15 protein-coding genes are annotated in these 18118 nt (G+C 71.9%); 10 read left to right on the top strand and 5 right to left on the bottom strand.

The annotated features are described in order from the left end of the window. Positions 1 to 83: 83 nt before the first annotated feature. Entirely contained in the window at positions 84 to 2063 is a 1980-nt protein-coding gene (gene acs / locus QMK28_RS01305; protein WP_326435054.1) for an acetate--CoA ligase, read from the bottom strand. 92 nt (positions 2064 to 2155) lie between these two features. Further along, positions 2156 to 4534 carry a bifunctional SulP family inorganic anion transporter/carbonic anhydrase gene (locus tag QMK28_RS01310; RefSeq protein ID WP_326435055.1) on the bottom strand — a complete coding sequence of 793 codons (2379 nt, stop codon included), beginning with the start codon at positions 4532 to 4534 and terminating at the stop codon, positions 2156 to 2158. A gap of 315 nt (positions 4535 to 4849) precedes the next feature. On the opposite strand from QMK28_RS01310, the gene QMK28_RS01315 reads away from it, so the two are divergent. Next, positions 4850 to 6139: a hypothetical protein gene (locus tag QMK28_RS01315; protein ID WP_326435056.1), complete on the top strand. Its 1290-nt coding sequence runs from the start codon at positions 4850 to 4852 to the stop codon at positions 6137 to 6139. Here the strand turns inward: QMK28_RS01315 and QMK28_RS01320 are convergent. Next, the gene (locus QMK28_RS01320) at positions 6120 to 7211 is read right to left on the bottom strand and encodes an ATP-binding protein (protein ID WP_326435057.1); all 1092 of its coding nucleotides are present in this window, start codon (positions 7209 to 7211) and stop codon (positions 6120 to 6122) included. The genes QMK28_RS01315 and QMK28_RS01320 overlap by 20 nt on opposite strands. Positions 7212 to 7312: 101 nt before the next feature. On the opposite strand from QMK28_RS01320, the gene QMK28_RS01325 reads away from it, so the two are divergent. Further along, positions 7313 to 8134, top strand: a complete 822-nt coding sequence (locus QMK28_RS01325) for an oxidoreductase (RefSeq protein ID WP_326435058.1) — start codon at positions 7313 to 7315, stop codon at positions 8132 to 8134. A 397-nt stretch (positions 8135 to 8531) separates the two neighbouring features. On the opposite strand, the gene QMK28_RS01330 is transcribed toward QMK28_RS01325, so the two are convergent. Continuing rightward, a complete protein-coding gene (locus QMK28_RS01330) occupies positions 8532 to 9356 on the bottom strand; it encodes an HAD family hydrolase (protein ID WP_326435059.1) in 825 nt (274 codons plus the stop codon). A 462-nt stretch (positions 9357 to 9818) separates the two neighbouring features. On the opposite strand from QMK28_RS01330, the gene ssd reads away from it, so the two are divergent. The 7 genes from ssd to QMK28_RS01365 all read left to right on the top strand — a co-directional run bounded on the left by ssd (position 9819) and on the right by QMK28_RS01365 (position 15302). After that, positions 9819 to 10928: a septum site-determining protein Ssd gene (gene ssd, locus QMK28_RS01335; RefSeq protein ID WP_443050485.1), complete on the top strand. Its 1110-nt coding sequence runs from the start codon at positions 9819 to 9821 to the stop codon at positions 10926 to 10928. Further along, positions 10925 to 12082 (top strand): TadA family conjugal transfer-associated ATPase, encoded by a 1158-nt coding sequence (locus QMK28_RS01340; protein WP_326435061.1) that lies wholly within the window; start codon positions 10925 to 10927, stop codon positions 12080 to 12082. Before ssd ends, QMK28_RS01340 begins: the two co-directional genes overlap by 4 nt. Positions 12083 to 12123: 41 nt before the next feature. Continuing rightward, positions 12124 to 13107 (top strand): type II secretion system F family protein, encoded by a 984-nt coding sequence (locus QMK28_RS01345; protein WP_443050491.1) that lies wholly within the window; start codon positions 12124 to 12126, stop codon positions 13105 to 13107. Next, positions 13104 to 14024 carry a type II secretion system F family protein gene (locus QMK28_RS01350; RefSeq protein WP_443050486.1) on the top strand — a complete coding sequence of 307 codons (921 nt, stop codon included), beginning with the start codon at positions 13104 to 13106 and terminating at the stop codon, positions 14022 to 14024. Before QMK28_RS01345 ends, QMK28_RS01350 begins: the two co-directional genes overlap by 4 nt. A 304-nt stretch (positions 14025 to 14328) precedes the next feature. Further along, positions 14329 to 14514 carry a DUF4244 domain-containing protein gene (locus tag QMK28_RS01355; RefSeq protein WP_326435130.1) on the top strand — a complete coding sequence of 62 codons (186 nt, stop codon included), beginning with the start codon at positions 14329 to 14331 and terminating at the stop codon, positions 14512 to 14514. Beyond that, on the top strand, positions 14501 to 14986 hold the full coding sequence (locus tag QMK28_RS01360; protein WP_326435062.1) for a TadE family type IV pilus minor pilin: 486 nt from the start codon (positions 14501 to 14503) through the stop codon (positions 14984 to 14986). Before QMK28_RS01355 ends, QMK28_RS01360 begins: the two co-directional genes overlap by 14 nt. 16 nt (positions 14987 to 15002) lie before the next feature. Next, positions 15003 to 15302, top strand: coding sequence for an Rv3654c family TadE-like protein (locus QMK28_RS01365; RefSeq protein WP_326435063.1), 300 nt, complete (start codon positions 15003 to 15005; stop codon positions 15300 to 15302). Here the strand turns inward: QMK28_RS01365 and QMK28_RS01370 are convergent. Next, a complete protein-coding gene (locus QMK28_RS01370) occupies positions 15265 to 17721 on the bottom strand; it encodes a DEAD/DEAH box helicase (RefSeq protein WP_326435064.1) in 2457 nt (818 codons plus the stop codon). The genes QMK28_RS01365 and QMK28_RS01370 overlap by 38 nt on opposite strands. Positions 17722 to 17776: 55 nt before the next feature. Between QMK28_RS01370 and bldG the strand changes: the two genes are divergently transcribed. Continuing rightward, the gene (gene bldG, locus QMK28_RS01375; RefSeq protein ID WP_098752640.1) at positions 17777 to 18118 is read left to right on the top strand and encodes an anti-sigma factor antagonist BldG; all 342 of its coding nucleotides are present in this window, start codon (positions 17777 to 17779) and stop codon (positions 18116 to 18118) included.

An 18118-nucleotide genomic window follows, 5' to 3' on the forward strand; every position in this document is an offset into this window, starting at 1 on the left:
GGGCGCCCGGCGCGGTGCCGGACGCCCCGTACGGCGGCTGCGTGTGCCGCTGTGCCGCGGTGTCTCACGGCTGCCCGGTGTGCTCAGTCCTCGGTGGAGGCGCTGGGCAGCTTGGTCTGGATGAGGTCCATCACCGAGGAGTCGGTGAGCGTGGTGACATCGCCCAGCTCGCGGTTCTCGGCGACGTCGCGCAGCAGCCGGCGCATGATCTTGCCGGAGCGGGTCTTCGGCAGCTCGGCCACCGTCATGATCCGCTTGGGCTTGGCGATCGGGCCGAGCGCCTTGGCGACATGGGCCCGCAGCTCCGCGACGAGTCCCTCGTCCTCGGCGTTGGCGGTGCCGCGCAGGATGACGAAGGCGACGATCGACTGAGTGGTCTGCGGGTCGGCCGCGCCGACGACCGCTGCTTCGGCGACCTTCGGGTGCGAGACGAGGGCCGACTCGACCTCGGTGGTCGAGATGTTGTGGCCGGAGACGAGCATGACGTCGTCGACCCGGCCGAGCAGCCAGATGTCGCCGTCGTCGTCCTTCTTGGCACCGTCGCCCGCGAAGTACTTGCCCTCGAACCGGGACCAGTAGGTGTCGCGGTAGCGCTGGTCGTCGCCCCAGATCGTACGGAGCATGGCCGGCCATGGTTCGGTGAGGACGAGGTAGCCGCCCCCGCCGTTCGGGACGTCCTTGGCCTCGTCGTCGATGACGGTCGCGCAGATGCCGGGGACGGCGATCTGCGCGGAGCCGGGCTTGGTCGCGGTGACCCCGGGCAGCGGGCTGATCATGATGCCGCCGGTCTCGGTCTGCCACCAGGTGTCGACGACCGGGGTGGCGTCGGCGCCGATGTGCTTGCGGTACCAGATCCAGGCCTCGGGGTTGATCGGCTCGCCGACCGAGCCCAGGATGCGCAGCGACGACAGGTCGAACTTGGCCGGGATGTCGTCGCCCCACTTCATGCAGGCGCGGATCGCGGTCGGGGCGGTGTAGAAGATCGTGACGCCGTACTTCTGCACCAGCTCCCACCAGCGGCCCTGGTGCGGGGTGTCCGGGGTGCCCTCGTAGAGCACTTCGGTGGCGCCGTTGGCGAGCGGCCCGTAGACGATGTACGAGTGGCCGGTGACCCAGCCGACGTCCGCCGTGCACCAGAAGACGTCGGTCTCCGGCTTGAGGTCGAAGACGGCGCTGTGGGTGTACGCCACCTGGGTGAGGTAGCCGCCGGTGGTGTGCAGGATGCCCTTGGGCTTACCTGTCGTACCGGAGGTGTAGAGGATGAAGAGCGGGTGCTCGGCGTCGAACGCCTCGGGGGTGTGCTGCTCCGACTGGCGGTCGACCACGTCGTGCCACCAGACGTCGCGGCCCTCGGTCCAGACGCCGCCGGCCTCTTCGAGCGACTGGCCGGTGCGGCGGACCACCAGGACGCTGCGGACGTTCTCGGTGCCGGGGCGGGTCAGCGCCTCGTCCACGGCGGGCTTGAGCGCGGAGGGCTTGCCGCGCCGGTAGCCGCCGTCGGCGGTGATGATGACGCGGGCGTCGGCGTCGTTGATACGGGTCGCCAGGGCGTCGGCGGAGAAGCCGCCGAAGACCAGTGAGTGCGGGGCTCCGATGCGGGCGCAGGCCAGCATCGAGATGACGGCCTCCGGGATCATCGGCAGGTAGATCGCGACCCGGTCGCCGGTCCGCACGCCGAGTTCGATCAGCGCGTTGGCGGCCTTGGAGACCTCGTCCTGCAACTGGGCGTAGGTGATGGAGCGGGTGTCGCCGGGCTCGCCCTCGAAGTGGATGGCGACCCGGTCGCCGTTGCCCGCCTCGACGTGCCGGTCGACGCAGTTGTAGGCGACGTTGAGCTTGCCGTCCGCGAACCACTTCGCGAACGGCGGGTTCGTCCAGTCGAGGGTCTCGGTCGGCTCGGTGGACCAGCTCAGCCGCCGGGCCTGCTCGGCCCAGAAGCCCAACCGGTCCGCTGCGGCCTGTTCGTACGCCTCCGAGGTGACATTGGCGTTGGCGGCCAGATCGGCGGGCGGCGCGAACCGCCGCTCCTCACGCAGCAGGTTGGCCAGGCTTTCGTTGCTCACGACATGTCCCTTCCCAGGGTGTCCTTTGTGTCCCGGGCCATAGCTCATCAGCCCGCGGCACACCCTGACAAGGGCTGTTGGAAAATATTGGTTTAGACCTCTACTCGATCATGCCTCACATGGGGTTCGGGGCGGACCGCGGAGAAGGTCCCCGAGGTGGGATCGAGGACGTACGCCTGCGCCTCGGCGACGTGGAAGTACATCCCCTGCAGCTGCAACGAGCCCTCCGCGACCCGGCGGGCCACACAGCCGTGAGCCATCAGATGATCGAGCTGCTGCATGATGTTGACCAGGCTCAGCCGCTCCACGTCGTCGGCGACGGGCCGGTTGGCGAGGGCGACTTCGCCGCGCCCCAGGCGGCCGATCCGCGACATCCGGGCCAGGCTGGGGCGGCCGTGCCGCAGCCAGCGCGCGAGCGGGGTCTGCGCGCCGGGCTCATGGGAGGAGCCCAGCAGCGCTTGCATCGCGCCGCAGCCGGAGTGCCCGCACACGGTGATGCTGCCGACGCCGAGGACCTCGACCGCGTACTCGATGGCCGCGCCCACCGAATCGCACGCGGCGTCGGATCCCGGGGGCGGCATGAGGTTGCCGACGTTGCGCACGGTGAACAGATCGCCGGGGCCGCTCGATGTGATCATGCTCGTCACCAGGCGGGAGTCCGCGCAGGTCAGGAACAGCTGGGTGGGGCGCTGCCCCTCGCGGGCGAGCCGGGCCAGCTCCTCGCGCACCAGCGGCGCGGTGTTGCGCTGGAAGGCGCTCACGCCGCCGAGCAGTTGGCTGCCGGCCGGTTCGGCGGCGGTTCTCGCGCCGGGGCGGGTGCAGTGGTGGTTGCGCCAGGGCGTCCAGGGGCGGCAGGCGTGCGCGCTGGCCGGCTCCGTGATCGGCCGCCCGGACCGGCCGCCGAGGCTGACCCAGCCGCCGTGCGTACGGTGCGCCTGCGACCAGGACTGGAGGGCGTCGTACGCGGCGTGGTCCATGAAGGAGCCGCGCAGCTCGATCACGACGCCCGCGCCGGTCGGCACCTGCGCGAGGGTCCGGGTCAGCTGGGGCACCGCGAGGAAGGTCAACTGCCCGCTGACGCGCACCCGGTGGCAGTCGGCCTCCTCGGTCACGGTGACCCGGGTGTGGGTGAGCCGCCGCAGCGAGGTGAAGGCGGCGACGCCGATGCCGGCCACCACGCCCTGGAGCACACCGAACACCACGACGCCGCCGATCGTCGCCGCGTACACCGGGAACTCCCGGTGCCGCTGGACGTGCCGGATGTGCGCGAAGCTGACCATCTTCACGCCGACCACCATCACCAGGGCGGCGAGCGCGGCCAGCGGGATCAGCTCCAGCACCCCGGCCAGCAGGCCCGCGCAGAGCAGCACCCAGACGCCGTGCAGCACCGTGGCGTTGCGGGTCGCGGCGCCGGCCTTCACATTGGCCGAGCCGCGGATCGCCCCGCCGGTCACGGCCAGCCCGCCCAGCAGCCCGGACACGACGTTGGCAAGACCTTGAGCTGCCAGTTCACGGTCCAGCCGGGCCGGTCCGACCCGACTGCCGGGCACCGCGGCGGGCACGGCGGGCACGGCGGGCACTGCGGGCACTGCGGGCACTGCGGGCACTGCGGCAGGTTGTGCGGCACGCAGCCGGTCAACCGCGACGGCGGACAGCAGCGACTCCATGCTCGCCACCAGAGTGACGGTGAGGACGGCGGCGACCAGCCCCACCACCGGCCCCTGCGGCACCTCGGGCAGCACCCGCAGGTTCCAGGACGGCAGTTCGACGCGCGGCAGCGACAACCCCGCGCTCACGAGGGTGGCGGCCACCACGGCGACGAGCGCGGACGGGATCGTACGCAGCCCCCGCCCGTAGCGGCCCGGCAGCAGCGGCCAGGCGACGAGCAGCGCGACGGTGAGCGCGCCGATCAGCAGCGCGGCCGGGTGCGCGTCGGCGAGCTGGGCGGGCAGCGCGGCGAGATTGTCCAGCGCCGAGCTGTCGGGGCTGCCGCCGAGCACCACGTGCAACTGTCCGACGGCGATGGCGACGCCGATGCCCGCGAGCATCCCGTGCACGATGGCCGGGCTGACGGCCAGCGCGGCGCGGGCCACCCGCAGCAGACCGAGCAGGAGTTGGGCGACCCCGGCCAGCACGGTGATGCAGCAGGTCGCCCGCCAGCCGTAGCGCTGCACCAGATCGGCGGTGACCACCAGCAGGCTGGTGGCGGCGCCGCTGACCTGGAGCGGTGCGCCGCCCAGTAGCCCGGCGACGATGCCGCCGACGGCCGCGGCGACCAGCCCGGCCTGGAGCGGTGCGCCGGTGGCGAGGGCGACGCCGAGGGAGAGCGGAATGGCGAGCAGGAAGACGACGATCGAAGCGGAGAGATCCCGGCGCCAGGCCGGCCGGTCGGGGCTCCGGTTCCGGTTCCGGTTCCGCTCGCGGCCCCGGTTCCGGTCTTGGTTCTGGTCGAGGAATGGTGGCTTGCGCATGGTCCCGTCTCCTCCGGAGCGGCGCGGCGCGCACTGGGGCGCGGCCGTGGGTCACGGGTGTGCTGTGGCGGGAGAGATGTGAGTCGGCAGGCCGGTATCACGGTCGGTGAGAAGCCGGTGACTCTCAAGCGTCGGTAAATGGATCGTAATGCCAGGTAAAGGAGTAAGGAAGCCCTAATCGACCAAGAGGGCTTGTGTTCCGCCTTTAGGGTGAATATTCGTTTTATTCCGCTTGTCGTCTCATCTTGATATTTCGGACATGTCACCTTGGTCCGCAATGCGTCCGTGATGGCCGTCCAGGGATGAGGTGGGCTGATGACAGCTGCATGGAGAGTGGTCGCGAGCCTCCTCGCGACGACAGCACTGGCAGCGGGGACAGCGGGATGCTCGGAGCGGGCGCAGACCGAATCGGACAACGCGCGCAAGGACGCGCCGGACCGCAAGCACGTCCAGCAGCCCCGGCCGGCCAAGCAGGTGCGGCTGATCGGCGACGGTTCGACCTCGTACACCGGAGCGCAGCCGCACCAGCCGACGGCCGAGCGGCTCAAGCCAGGCGCGCGGCCCCCGCAGTTCGTCGTCTTCTCCTGGGACGGCGCGGGCCAGGACGGCCAGAAGCTCTTCTCGCACTTCCGCAAGGTCGGCAGGAAGTACGACGCGGCGATGACCTACTTCCTCAGCGGCGTCTATCTGCTCCCCGGCGCGAAGAAGGAGCTCTACGACGCGCCGAAGCACCCCCGTGGGGCCTCCGACATCGGCTTCAACGACGCCAAGGGGATCAAGGCCACAGTCGCCCAGATCAGGGGCGCCTGGCTGGAAGGCAGCGAGATCGGCACCCACTTCAACGGCCACTTCTGCGGCCCCAACGGCGGCGTCGGCACCTGGTCCGAGCGGGAGTGGAAGACCGAGATCAAGGAAGCCCGGTCCTTCGTCAGGAACTGGCGGACCAACGCGAAGCTGAGGCAGGAGAAGTCGCTGCCCTTCGACTACGCCAAGGAGCTCGTCGGCGGACGCGCGCCCTGCCTCGAAGGCCAGAAGAACCTCATCCCGGCCGCCAAGGCGATGGGCTTCCGCTACGACTCCAGCTCCGTCGGCGGCCGTCAGGTCTGGCCGAGCCGGATCCACGGCGTCTGGGACTTCCCGCTCCAGCAGGTGCCGGTCCCCGGGCGGGCCTTCGAGACGCTGTCGATGGACTACAACTTCCTCGCCAACCAGTCCGGCACCACCAAGGGCGACCCGACGCGGCACGCGGCCTGGGGCCGCCAGATGCGGGGCGGCCTGGTCTCCGGCTTCAACCGGGTCTACCGGGGCAATCGCGCACCCATGTACATCGGCAACCACTTCGAGTCCTGGAACGGCGGCACCTATATGCGCGCCGTCGAGGGCACCATCAAGACCGTCTGCACCAAGAAGGGCGTGCGCTGCGTCTCCTTCAAGCAACTGGCCGACTGGCTGGACGCGCAGGACCCGAAGAACCTGAAGAAGCTGCGCACGCTGGACGTCGGGGAGAGGCCGAAGGGGGGCTGGGCCGGCTTCCTGGACGCCCAGCCCACCGAGCCGACCAGGCCGCCGGCGTTGGCCGTATCGGTCAAGCCGGTAGCGGAGTAGCGGCCTCCCGCTCATCGAGGACGAAGGCGGGGTCGACCTGGGCAGCCAGATCGGCCCCCGTCTTCGCGTTGCCCCAGCTCTCCGCGTTCTTCAGGTGGAAGTGCACCATCTGGCGGGTGTACCGCTCCCAGTCGCGCTGCTCGTACGAGGCGTCGGCGGCGTCGTGCAGGGCGCGCAGCGCACGGCGGTTGGCGGGCTCCAGCCGCTCGAAACGGGGCGGGCGCCCCTTTTCCATGGCCCGCACCCAGTCGGAGTGGCCGACCGTGACGAGCAGGTCCTCGCCGATCTCGTCGCGTAGGAAGGAGAGGTCGTCCGGGCCCTGCACCTTGTTGCCGACGACGCGCAGCTCGATGCCGAAGTCGCGGGCGTACTCCTTGTACTGGCGGTAGACCGAGATGCCCTTACGGGTGGGCTCGGCGACCAGGAACGTCATGTCGAAGCGGGTGAACAGCCCGGAGGCGAAGGAGTCCGAGCCGGCCGTCATGTCGACGACGACGTACTCGTCGCGGCCGTCGACGAGGTGGTTGAGGCACAGCTCCACGGCGCCGACCTTGGAGTGGTAACAGGCGACGCCCAGGTCGGTGTCGGTGAACGGGCCGGTCGCCATCAGCTGAACGGGGGCGCGACCGCCGTCGGTGAGCGCGCCGGAGCGTCCGGAGTCGCCACGGCTGCCGGAGCCGGCGGGGTCGCCGGAGCCGGCGGGGTCGTCCGCGCTCGCGTCGAACAGGTCGAGCAGCACCGGCCGGGCGCAAGCCTCGTACACCGGGTTGTCCTCGCCGACCCGCAACAGCCGGGAGCCCTCGCCCGGCGGAGTCGTCTTGATCATGGTTTCGGTGGAGGCGATCCGCGGGTTGGTGCCGCGGAGGTATTCCTTGATGAGGGGGAGGTGCGCGCCCATGGCAGGCAGTGCGGAGGACTCCGCCTCGTCCAGGCCGAGGGCCGCGCCCAGGTGTTGGTTGATATCGGCGTCCACCGCGACCACTGGGGTGCGGGTGGCTGCGAGGTGGCGGATGAACAGTGAGGACAGCGTGGTCTTACCGCTGCCGCCCTTCCCTACGAAAGCGATCTTCATGTTCACCAAGGGTAATCGCAAGAACGCTCCCAGTGAGGGGTCTGGGTGAAGAAGACCACTCTTTCGAGGGGTGTGGCCCATGAGTGCGTAGGCTCCTACCCATGAGTACGACAGCCGATCCGCTCGCCACCCTCGGCTCGCTTCCCGGCGTGGCCGACTCGGTGGATTCCGTACGCAAAGCCGTGGACCGGGTCTACGGGCACCGGGTGATGCGGCGGCGCAGCACCGAGATCACCTCCGAGGCGGCCCTGCGCGGGGCGCGCGGTTCCGCGGCGCTGTCCGGCGCCGACTGGGCGCTGGAAGAGGTGCGCCGACGCAGTGACTTCGGGGTCGAGGGCGAGCCGTGGACCGTGGGCGCCGCGCTGCGGCTGACCGCCGAGTGCGGCCAGCTGCTGAGCGTATGGCGGCAGTCGCCGCTGCGGGTGCTGGCCAGGCTGCACCTGGTCGCGGCCGGCGGAGGAGCGCCGGAGGACGCGGTGGGGCGGCCCCGGCTGGCGGGCGAGCCGGCCGATGAGCCGCTCGTCGAGCTGCGGCTGCCGGAAGCGGACGAGGTGGCCGGACGGCTGGAAGGGCTGGCGCGGCTGCTGCTCGCCGGGAGTGAGGCGCCGGCGCTGGTGACGGCGGCGGTGGTGCACGGCGAGCTGTTGACGCTGCGCCCCTTCGGCTCGCACAACGGGCTCGTCGCGCGGGCCGCCGAGCGGATCGTGCTGATCGACAGCGGGCTCGACCCGAAGTCGGTCTGTCCGCCCGAGGTCGGCCACGCCGAGCAGGGGCGGGCGGCTTACGTGGGGGCGCTGGAGAGCTTCGCCTCCGGTACGCCGGAAGGCGTAGCGGCGTGGATCGCGCACTGCGGGCGTTCGGCGGAGCTGGGCGCGCGGGAGAGCACGGCGGTCTGCGAGGCGCTGCAACGCGGCGCGGCCTGACCTACCGGAGCAGCCGCCCCGGTTCGGGCGGCGGTCGCTGGGCGGGCCGGCCGGCCTGAACGGGCGCGCCTGGTTCTTGGACGGAGCCATCCGGTTCCTGAACAGAGTTGCGGCGGCACCGGAATTGAAATCGGCACCGCCGCTGACACGTCCACCGAGTTACCATGCGTGCTTTGTATTTGCCCATCAGGCCGGGAGCTTGGCCCGTACCTGGTGCGACTGGCCCGTAATCGACGGGTCGGCGTCGCGTGGGTGCTCGGTTTTCGTGCTCGGTCCGTGGGGCCGTGATGCGTCGGGGGATCCTCCCGGATGCCCCTGGTCTCGCGGGCCGTTGAGTCCTTTCTACTCCTGTCGGGAATGAAGTGGAACCCCTCGCCGCAGATCTTTACTTTTAGCTTCAAATGCGGGCATAGGGTGCGCGCCGCCGATTGGCGTACCAGACCAGGCCCGCCGTGGCGGCGGCAGCGCCCACCGCGGCGACCGCGACGATTACCGGTCTCGGCGGCATGGACAGCCCGGCGGCGCGCTGTTTCAGCCGTACTGGGCGTACGAACGAGAGCACCGGCCAGCCCCGGGCGAGCGCCTCGCGGCGCAACGCGCGGTCCGGATTGACCGCGTGCGGGTGACCCACGGACTCCAGCATCGGGAGGTCGGTGACGGAGTCGCTGTAGGCGTAGCAGCGGGCGAGGTCGTAGCCCTCGCTCTCAGCCAGTCCGGCGATCGCGAGCGCTTTGGTCGGGCCGTAGGCGTAGTACTCGACCTCGCCGGTGAAGCAGCCGTCCTGGACGACCATCCGGGTGGCGACGACGCGGTCCGCGCCGAGCATCGCGCCGATCGGTTCCACGACCTCGGCGCCCGAGGTGCTGACGATCACCACGTCGCGGCCGGCTGTGTGGTGCTCCTCGATCAGGGAGGCGGCTTCGTCGTAAATGATCGGGTCGATGAGATCGTGCAGCGTCTCGGCCACGATTTCCTGAACTTGCCGTACATTCCAGCCACGGCAGAGCGCGGAGAGATAGTTGCGCATCCGCTCCATCTGGTCATGGTCGGCTCCGCCGATGAGGAAGACGAACTGTGCATATGCGGTGCGCAATACCGCCCGCCGGTTGATCAGGCCTCCTTGGTAGAAGGACTTGCTGAAGGTCAGAGTGCTTGATTTTGCAATGACCGTCTTGTCCAGGTCGAAGAAGGCGGCTGTACGAGGCAAGGAGTGGTTTTCCACAAGCTGAGCATATGGCCACCATTCGGCGTAAGCTGAGGCGCGTGGGTTTGCCTGAGAAGGCTCTCGGGTACACCATGGAAGTCACGGATCGTTCGCGACCGTGCTAACCCGGTCTGGCTCCTCCCCCCCCGAGTCGGACCGTGGGGACGACCCCCGCTCTCCCCCCCGGCGGGGGTCGTCGCATGTCCGGATACGTTTTGGCGGTCCGTACGGGGGATTGATCCCGGCTTCGCAGCCCTCCCTGACGCTCGTGCTCAGGCCGCTCCATGCCCTCCCCATGTCACCCAGCGTAATCTCTTGGATACCTTTGGGAAGTCCCTGGTTTGGGTGACGGAGTTATTTACAACTGGAGATTTGTCCACAGTTTCTTACCAAGATCCCCATTATTTTCGGCCCTGCCGCACGGTGATTCCCCGCGATGTTCGCGGACTTCCGAGTGCGGAGTGAGAGAGGGCGGGGACAGTGGCCGGATCCACAACACCTGATCGACCGACAATGGACGGCGGACCACAAGAGGGGCCGCTGATCGTCACAGAGGACGAAGGTCTGCTGGACGACTTGCTGCGCTTGTGCGCGGCGGCCGGGGCCGTTCCCGAAGTGGCGCATGGAATCCCCGCGCGTAGAGAACGCTGGGAGACGGCGCCGCTGGTACTGGTCGGCGCCGACTGCGCGGACCGGCTGCGCGGCGCCGCCCGCAGGCAAGGGGTGCTGCTCATCGGGCGGGACCTCGACGACCACGGCGTCTGGCGGCGGGCCGTCGATCTCGGCGCGGACCATGTGCTGTTCCTGCCGGACGCCGAGAGCTGGCTGGTGGACCGGATCGCCGACGTGGCGGAGGGTGTCGGCAGGCAGGCGCTGACCGTCGGAGTGATCGGCGGCCGGGGCGGCGCGGGGGCGAGCACGCTGGCCTGCGCGCTCGCGGTGACCGCCGCCCGGGATGGGCGGCGCACCATGCTCATCGACGGAGACCCGCTGGGCGGCGGCCTCGATGTGCTGCTCGGCGGCGAGGCGGCGGCGGGGCTGCGCTGGCCGGCCTTCGCCCAGTCGCGCGGGCGGGTCGGCGGCGGCGCGCTGGAGGAGGCGCTGCCCGAGCTGCACTCGCTGCGGGTCCTGAGCTGGGATCGAGGTGACTCGGTGGTCATCCCCTCGGCGGCGATGCGGTCGGTGCTGGCCGCGGCCCGGCGGCGGGGCGGTGTCGTCGTGGTGGATCTGCCGCGGCGGGTCGACGAGGCGGCGGCCGAGGCGCTCGCGCAGCTGGACATGGGTCTGCTGGTGGTGCCCCCGGAGCTGCGGGCCGTCGCCGCCGCGCAGCGGGTGGCCTCGATGGTGGGCATGGTGCTCCGCGATCTGCGGGCCGTGGTGCGCGGCCCCTGCGGGCCGGGGCTGCCGGACGAGGAGATCGCCCGGCTGCTGGGCCTCCCGCTGGCCGGCGAACTGCCGCCGGAGCCGGGCCTGTCGGCAGCCCTGGCGAGCGGCGCGCCGCCGGGAGGCAGTCGCGGCGGGCCGTTGGCGCGGTTCTGTTCGGAGTTCTGGGCGCAGGCGCTGCCCAGCGGCGGCGGAGTCGCCGTATGACGGCCGAACTGCTCGACGCCGTACGGGTGCGCCTCGCGCGGGCCGGGGCCGAGCCGACGCCCGCGCGGGTGGCCGCCGCGCTGCGGGAGGAGGGGCGGCTGCTCGGTGACACCGAAGTGCTGGGCGTCGTCGGCGCGTTGCGCTCCGAGCTGGTCGGCAGCGGTCCGCTGGAGGCGCTGCTCGCCGATCCGGAGGTCACCGATGTGCTGGTCACCGCGCCGGACGAGGTGTGGGTCGACCGAGGGGCCGGGCTGGAGCGGACCGGGGTCGGCTTTCCGGACGCGGCGGCGGTGCGCAGGCTCGCGCAACGGCTCGCGGCGGCGGCCGGACGCCGGCTGGACGACGCTCGGCCGTGGGTGGACGCGCGGCTGCCGGACGGGACACGGCTGCACGCGGTGCTGCCGCCGATCGCTGTCCGTTCCACCTGCCTGTCGCTGCGGGTGGTGCGGCCGCGAGCGTTCACCCTGGCGGAGCTGTCGGCGGCGGGGACGGTGCCGCCGGGCGGCGAGGCGCTGCTGCGGGCCGTACTCGACGCCCGGCTGTCCTTCCTGATCAGCGGGGGGACCGGCTCAGGGAAAACCACTCTGCTGAGTTCGTTGCTGGGACTGGTGGGGCCGGACGAGCGGATCGTACTGGCCGAGGACTCGGCGGAGTTGCGGCCCGACCATCCGCATGTGGTGCGGCTGGAGACCCGGCCGGCCAACCAGGAGGGCGTCGGGCGGGTCACCCTGCGGGACCTGGTCCGGCAGGCGCTGCGGATGAGGCCGGACCGATTGGTGGTCGGAGAGGTCAGGGGAGCTGAAGTCACCGACATGCTGGCCGCTCTGAACACCGGTCACGAGGGCGGCTGCGGCACGGTTCACGCGAACGCGGCCTCGGACGTGCCCGCGCGGCTGGAGGCGCTCGGCTGCACGGCGGGGCTCGACAGGCCTGCGCTGCACAGCCAGTTGGCGGCGGCCCTGTCCGTGGTGCTGCATCTGGCCCGGGACCGCTCCGGGCGGCGGCGGATCGCGGAGATCCATGTTCTGGAGCGGGACCGGGCGGGTCTGGTCACGACTGTGCCGGCCGTGGTCTGGGGCGCGGATGGATTCGTGGCGGAGCGGGGCCGGCCGCGGCTGGACCGGCTGTGTGCGCGGGGCGGTGAGGGGCTGTGATGGGAACTGTGGTGGCTGGCGCTGTGACGAGCGGCGCTGTGATGGGGAGCGAGTCCGCGGTGGCGGACCTGATGCCGGTGTACATGGCGATGCTGTGCGTGGCGGCGGCGGTGTGGCTGACCGGCGGGTGGGGCCGTTCGTCGCGACGGGTCCGCCTGCTGCTCGCCGGCGGACCCGTGATGCCTCCCGGTGCGGCCGGCGTGCCCTTCCGGGCTCGGGAACTGGCTCTGGTGGTGCGGGACGGCCTGGAGAAGCGCTGCGGCGGGCGCTGGGCGGTGCTCCGCCGGGCCCAGGAGTACGGCGGCCTGGCCTGGTGGTGTCTGCCGGCAGGGGCGCTGCTCGGACTCCTGGGGTCCTCCGTGCTGCCTCTGCTGGCATCGCTGGCGGCTGTCCCCCTGGCGGTCCGGCTGCTGAGGGCGCGTGAGCGGGGGCGGGACCGGGAACGGCGGGCCACGGAAGTGATCGCCCTGTGTACGACGGTGGCAGGCGAACTGCGGGCCGGGCGTCAGCCGGGGGAGGCGCTGATGTTCGCCGGGACGGACTGTCTCGGGGACTCGGGCGCCGTGGTGCTGGCGGCGGCGCGGTTCGGCGGTGACGTGCCGGACGCGCTACGGCAGGCGGCGCGCCGGCCCGGAGCGCGAGGGCTCTCAGGGGTGGCCGCGTGCTGGCAGGTCGCGGTGGACGGTGGCGCGGGACTCGCCTCGGGACTGGAGCGGGTGGCCGCGGCGCTGCGTGCGGAACGGGACCAACGCGAGGACCTGCGGGCCGAGTTGTCGGGCGCGAGGTCGACTGCGGCGATGCTGGCGCTACTGCCGCTGTTCGGGGTGCTGATGGGCAGCGCGCTCGGCGCGGACCCGCTGCGGGTGCTGCTGCACACCCCGGCCGGAGCGGCCTGTCTGCTGATCGGCGGGCTCCTGGAGTGGGCGGGCCTGGCCTGGACCGCGCGGGTCGTACGGGCTGCGGAGGGACCTGAAGCGGGTGGCGCGGAGTGGTCCGGGGGAGCGGAGGAGGTGGCTGATCGGTGAGCCGGGAATTCATCCACAGCCTGTGGATATTAATTTCAGTCCCGACCGTCGTGACGTGTCTGATCGGCGCGGCGCGGGCGCTCCGCCGCGAGAGAGCCGCCCGACGAAGGCTGTTCCTGCTGCTCGGAACGCACTGCGGAGCGGTCCGTCCGGTGCGGCCGGCGGGGCTGGTGGGTCGGGTACGGGCATGGCCGGGACGGGGCGACTGGTCGCGGGGTTGGGCTGCGTCGCTGGGTGCGGCGGTCACCGGCTTCATCCTGCTCGGTGGAGTGCCGGGATGCGCGGCGGGACTCGCCGCGGCGTACGCGGTGTGGCGTTGGCAGCGGCGTCGAGGGTCGCGATGCCAACGAGTGCCTTGGCGGCATCAGGACGCGCGGGAGCCCGGGCGTCTTCATCAGCGAGGGGGGCTTGGATGGGGTCCTGGCAGGTGGTCAGGAGTCCCGTCCGATTCCGCCGACCGGCTCGTCGGAGCCGGTGCGGAGCGGCAACTCCCTTTGGCGGCGGATCTGCTGGCGGCCTGTCTGGCAGCCGGTGCGGCTCCGCGTGAGGCGGCCGAGGCGGTGGGCGGTTCGCTCGGAGGGCCGGTCGGCGAACGGCTGATGCGGGTCGCGGCCGAGCTGCGGCTCGGCGGTGAACCGGGTCGGGCCTGGGCGGGGTTGGCGGCGGTGCCCGGCGCATACGGGCTGGCGCGCTGCTTGGAGCGGGCCGGGACGACGGGGGTGCCGGCGGTGGAGCCGGTCTCCCGGGTGGCGGCCGACTGCCGGGCCGAGCAGACGCGGGCGGCCGTCGCGCGCGGACGCCGCGCCGGAGTCCTGGCGACCGCCCCGCTGGGTCTCTGCTTCCTGCCCGCGTTCCTGTCGGTCGGGGTGGCTCCGGTGGTGATCGGACTCGCGGACGGCCTGCTGCAGGGGAACTGACGGCGCGGCATTCGGAGACCGGCGTGCGGAGACCGACGTGCTGAGACCGGCGTGCGGGGCCGGGCGTTCGGAGACCGGCGTGCGGTGAGTGGCATGTGGAGATTGGAGCAATCGGGTGAAGATCGAGGGGGACGTGATGGAAGTGCTGGAGCTGCGGAGGTGGCGCGCGCCAGAGCGCGCGCAGGCGGCGAAGATCATGACGAGGCGCGGGACGAACGGCGACGCTGCGGCGGATCAGGGAAAGGCTCGCGCGCTGTGCGGCGCGCAAACCGTCCCGAAAGCCGGGGCTGCTTTTCGGCCAAAGATCAGCGAGAGGCTCGGGCGGCTGCGGACGGCCGCGAAGGACGCCGGCATGACGACCTCCGAGTACGCGGTGGGAACGATCGCCGCCTGCGGGTTCGCGGCCGTGCTCTACAAAGTGGTCACGAGCGGGGCGGTCGACGCGGCGCTGCGGTCGCTCATCGAGAGGGCGCTCGATGCGCAGTTCTGAGCACGGCTCCGAGCGCGTCGGAGCGGGTCCTGGGGCCGCGGCGGGCTCCAGAGCGGCGGATGCCGCATCCGAGCGAGCCGGCTTCGAGACCGTCGGCTCCCGGACTCGCGGGTCGGCGGACGCCGGGTATGTGACCGCGGAAGCGGCCGTGGCGCTGCCCACGCTGGCGGTGTTCGCCGTGCTGCTCATCTGGGGGCTGATGGCCGCTGCCGCGCAGATCCAGTGCGTGGACGCGGCGCGGGCGGGCGCGCGAGCCGCGGCGCGGTCGGAGCCGGCGTCGGTCGCGGTGGCCGCCGCGCGGTCGGCCGCCCCACGCGGCGCGCGGGTCACGGTGGGCCGGGAAGGGGATCTGGTGCGGGTACGGGTCGACGCGCCCACGGCGGGGCCCGGCGCGCTGTCGGTGCGGTTGTCCGGAGAGGCGGTGGCTCTTGCGGAGGAGACGGTTTCCCAGGAGGGCGGCCCAGTGGGGTGATCGCGGGGTCGCGACGGTGTGGACGGCGCTGGCCGCGACGGCGCTGTGCGCGGTGTTCATGGCGGTGCTGGCCATGGGGCAGGCCGTGGTCTCCCGCCACCGGGCGGGCGGGGCGGCGGACCTGGCCGCGCTCGCGGCGGCCGATCACGCGTGGGCCGGCGAGCTGGAAGCGTGCCGGTCCGCCGGGCGGGTCGCGGACGCCCAGGGCGCGCGGGTGGTGCGCTGCGCGGTGCGCGGCGGGATCGCGGACCTCACGGCGGAGGTGCGGGCGGGCCCGTTCAGCCCTCGGGTGCGGTCTCGGGCGGGGCCTGCTTGAGCAGCTCCCCGAGCAGCCGGATCGCGGCTCGCTTGTTGAGCGGTTCGTTGCCGTTGCCGCACTTGGGCGACTGGATGCAGGACGGGCAGCCGGCGTCGCACTCGCAGGACGCGATGGCCTGCTGGGTGGCGGTCAGCCAAGCGCCCGCGGTGTGGAAGGCGCGTTCGGCGAAGCCCGCGCCGCCGGGCTGGCCGTCGTAGACGAAGACGGTGGGCAGCCCGGTGTCGGGGTGCAGCGGGACGGAGACGCCGCCGATGTCCCAGCGGTCGCAGGTGGCGAACAGCGGCAGCATGCCGATGGAGGCGTGCTCGGCGGCGTGCAGGGCGCCGCCCAGCGTCTCGGGGTGGATGGTCGCGTCGTCGAGCTGGTCCTCGGTGACCGTCCACCACACGGCGCGGGTGCGCAGGGTGCGGGGCGGCAGGTCGAGCTTGGTCTCGCCGAGCACCTCGCCGGTGATCAGTTTTCGGCGCAGGAAGGAGACGACTTGGTTGGTGACCTCGACGGAGCCGAAGCACAGCCGGGCCCGGCCCCAGGGGATCTCGGTGTCGGTTTCGAGAATGGAGATCGCCGTGGTGTCGCGGGCGGTGGTGGAGTACGGCGGGTTCGCGGACGCCACCAGGGCGACGTCGTCCTCCAGGTCGAGCCGCTCGACCAGGTAGGTCCGGCCCTGGTGGAGGTGGACGGCGCCGTCGTGGACGGTGGTGTGGGCGGCTGCCGCGTCCACTGTGCCGAGCAGCCGGCCGGTGGCCGACTCGACGATCTGCACCGGGGCGCCGCCCTGGCCCCGGATGTCGGTGAGGTCCGCCGCGCGTTCGCGCCGGGTCCAGTGCCAGGCGTTGGTGCGGCGGCGCAGCAGCTTGCGCGCCACCAACTGCGGGAGCAGCGGCGCGGCCGCCGGGCCGAAGAGCGTCAGGTCCGCTTCGGTCAGCGGCAGCTCGGCGGCGGCGGCGCACAGGTGCGGGGCGAGGACGTACGGGTTGTCCGGGTCCAGAACGGTGGATTCGACCGGTTGCTGGAAGAGGGCTTCCGGGTGGTGGACGAGATAGGTGTCCAGCGGGTCGTCCCGGGCGATCAGGACGGCCAGCGCGCCCTGGCCGGAGCGCCCGGCCCGGCCCGCCTGCTGCCAGAGCGAGGCCCTGGTGCCCGGATAGCCGGCGATCAGGACTGCGTCCAGCCCGGAGACGTCCACGCCGAGTTCCAGCGCGGTGGTGGCGGCCAGGCCGAGGAGTTCCCCGGAGTGCAGGGCGCGCTCCAGGGCCCGGCGCTCCTCGGGCAGATAGCCGCCGCGGTAGGCGGCGACCCGGCCCGGCAGCGAGCGGTCGACGGCGGCGAGCCGTTCCTGGGCGATCAGCGCGACGAGTTCGGCGCCGCGCCGGGAGCGTACGAAGGCGACCGTGCGGACCCCCTGGACGGCCAGGTCGGTGAGCAGCTCGGCGGTCTCGGCGGTGGCGGTGCGGCGGACCGGGGCGCCCTGTTCGCCGTGCAGCTCGGTGAGTGGCGGCTCCCAGAGGGCGAAGACCAGCTCGCCGCGCGGGGAGTTGTCCTCGGTGATCTCCAGCACGGGCAGGCCGGTGAGCCGGGTCGCGGCGGCGGCCGGTTCGGCGGCGGTCGCGGAGGCGAGCAGGAAGACCGGGGAGGAGCCGTAGCGCGCGCAGACGCGGCGCAGTCGGCGCAGCACCTGGGCGACATGCGAGCCGAAGACGCCGCGGTAGGTGTGGCACTCGTCGATGACGACGTATTTCAGCGCGCGCAGGAAGGAGGCCCAGCGGGAGTGGGCGGGCAGGATGCTCCGGTGCAGCATGTCCGGGTTGGTCAGCGCGTAGTTCGCGTACTGCCGGACCCACTCGCGCTCCTCGACCGGGGTGTCCCCGTCGTAGACCGCGGCGCGGACGCCGCTTCCGAGCGGCCTGGCCAGTTCGGCGACCGCGCGCCGCTGGTCCGCGGCGAGGGCCTTGGTGGGGGCCAGATAGAGCGCGGTGGCCCCCCGGCCGTTCGGGGCCTCGGAGCCCGTCAGGAGGGCGCTGAGGACCGGGGCGAGGTACGCGAGCGACTTGCCCGAGGCGGTCCCGGTGGCGACGACCACGGACTCGCCGTCCAGCGCGTGTTCGGCCGTACGGGCCTGGTGGCGCCATGGACGGTCGATTCCGGCCATGCGGATCGCGGCGATCACTTCCGGCCGGATCCGTGCGGGCCAGTCGGCATGGCTACCGGTGCGCGGGGGCAAGTGCTCCGTATGAGTGATGCGCGTAGTCCGGCTCGGCCCGGCGCTGAGACGGTCGAGTACCGAGCGTGGGGAGGGGCGTGCGCCCGCGTGTCGCGGGAGTTGATTCGGGGCCATCGGCACCGAGTGTGTCACCGGAGTGATGGACAATGGGCTCAAGGCGTCGTGCATCCCCGCTGGTAAGTGATTGAATGCCAACGCGGCTGCCGATCCATGGGGGGCGACCGCTCAAGAGCAAGGTGCTGGAGGATCCGTGGACCTGTCCTTGTCGACCCGGACTGTCGGCGACCGTACGGTCGTCGAGGTCGGTGGCGAGATCGATGTATATACCGCGCCCAAGCTGCGTGAGCAGCTGGTCGAGCTGGTGAATGACGGCAGTTACCACTTGGTGGTGGACATGGAGGGTGTGGACTTCCTGGACTCCACCGGCTTGGGAGTGCTCGTCGGAGGGCTGAAGCGGGTGCGTGCCCATGAGGGCTCGCTGCGCCTGGTCTGCAACCAGGAACGCATTTTGAAGATCTTCCGTATCACCGGTCTGACCAAGGTGTTCCCGATTCACACCTCGGTCGACGACGCTGTCTCCGCGACGGACTGA

This window comes from Streptomyces sp. H27-D2 (assembly GCF_035828615.1).
GTDB lineage: Bacteria > Actinomycetota > Actinomycetes > Streptomycetales > Streptomycetaceae > Streptomyces.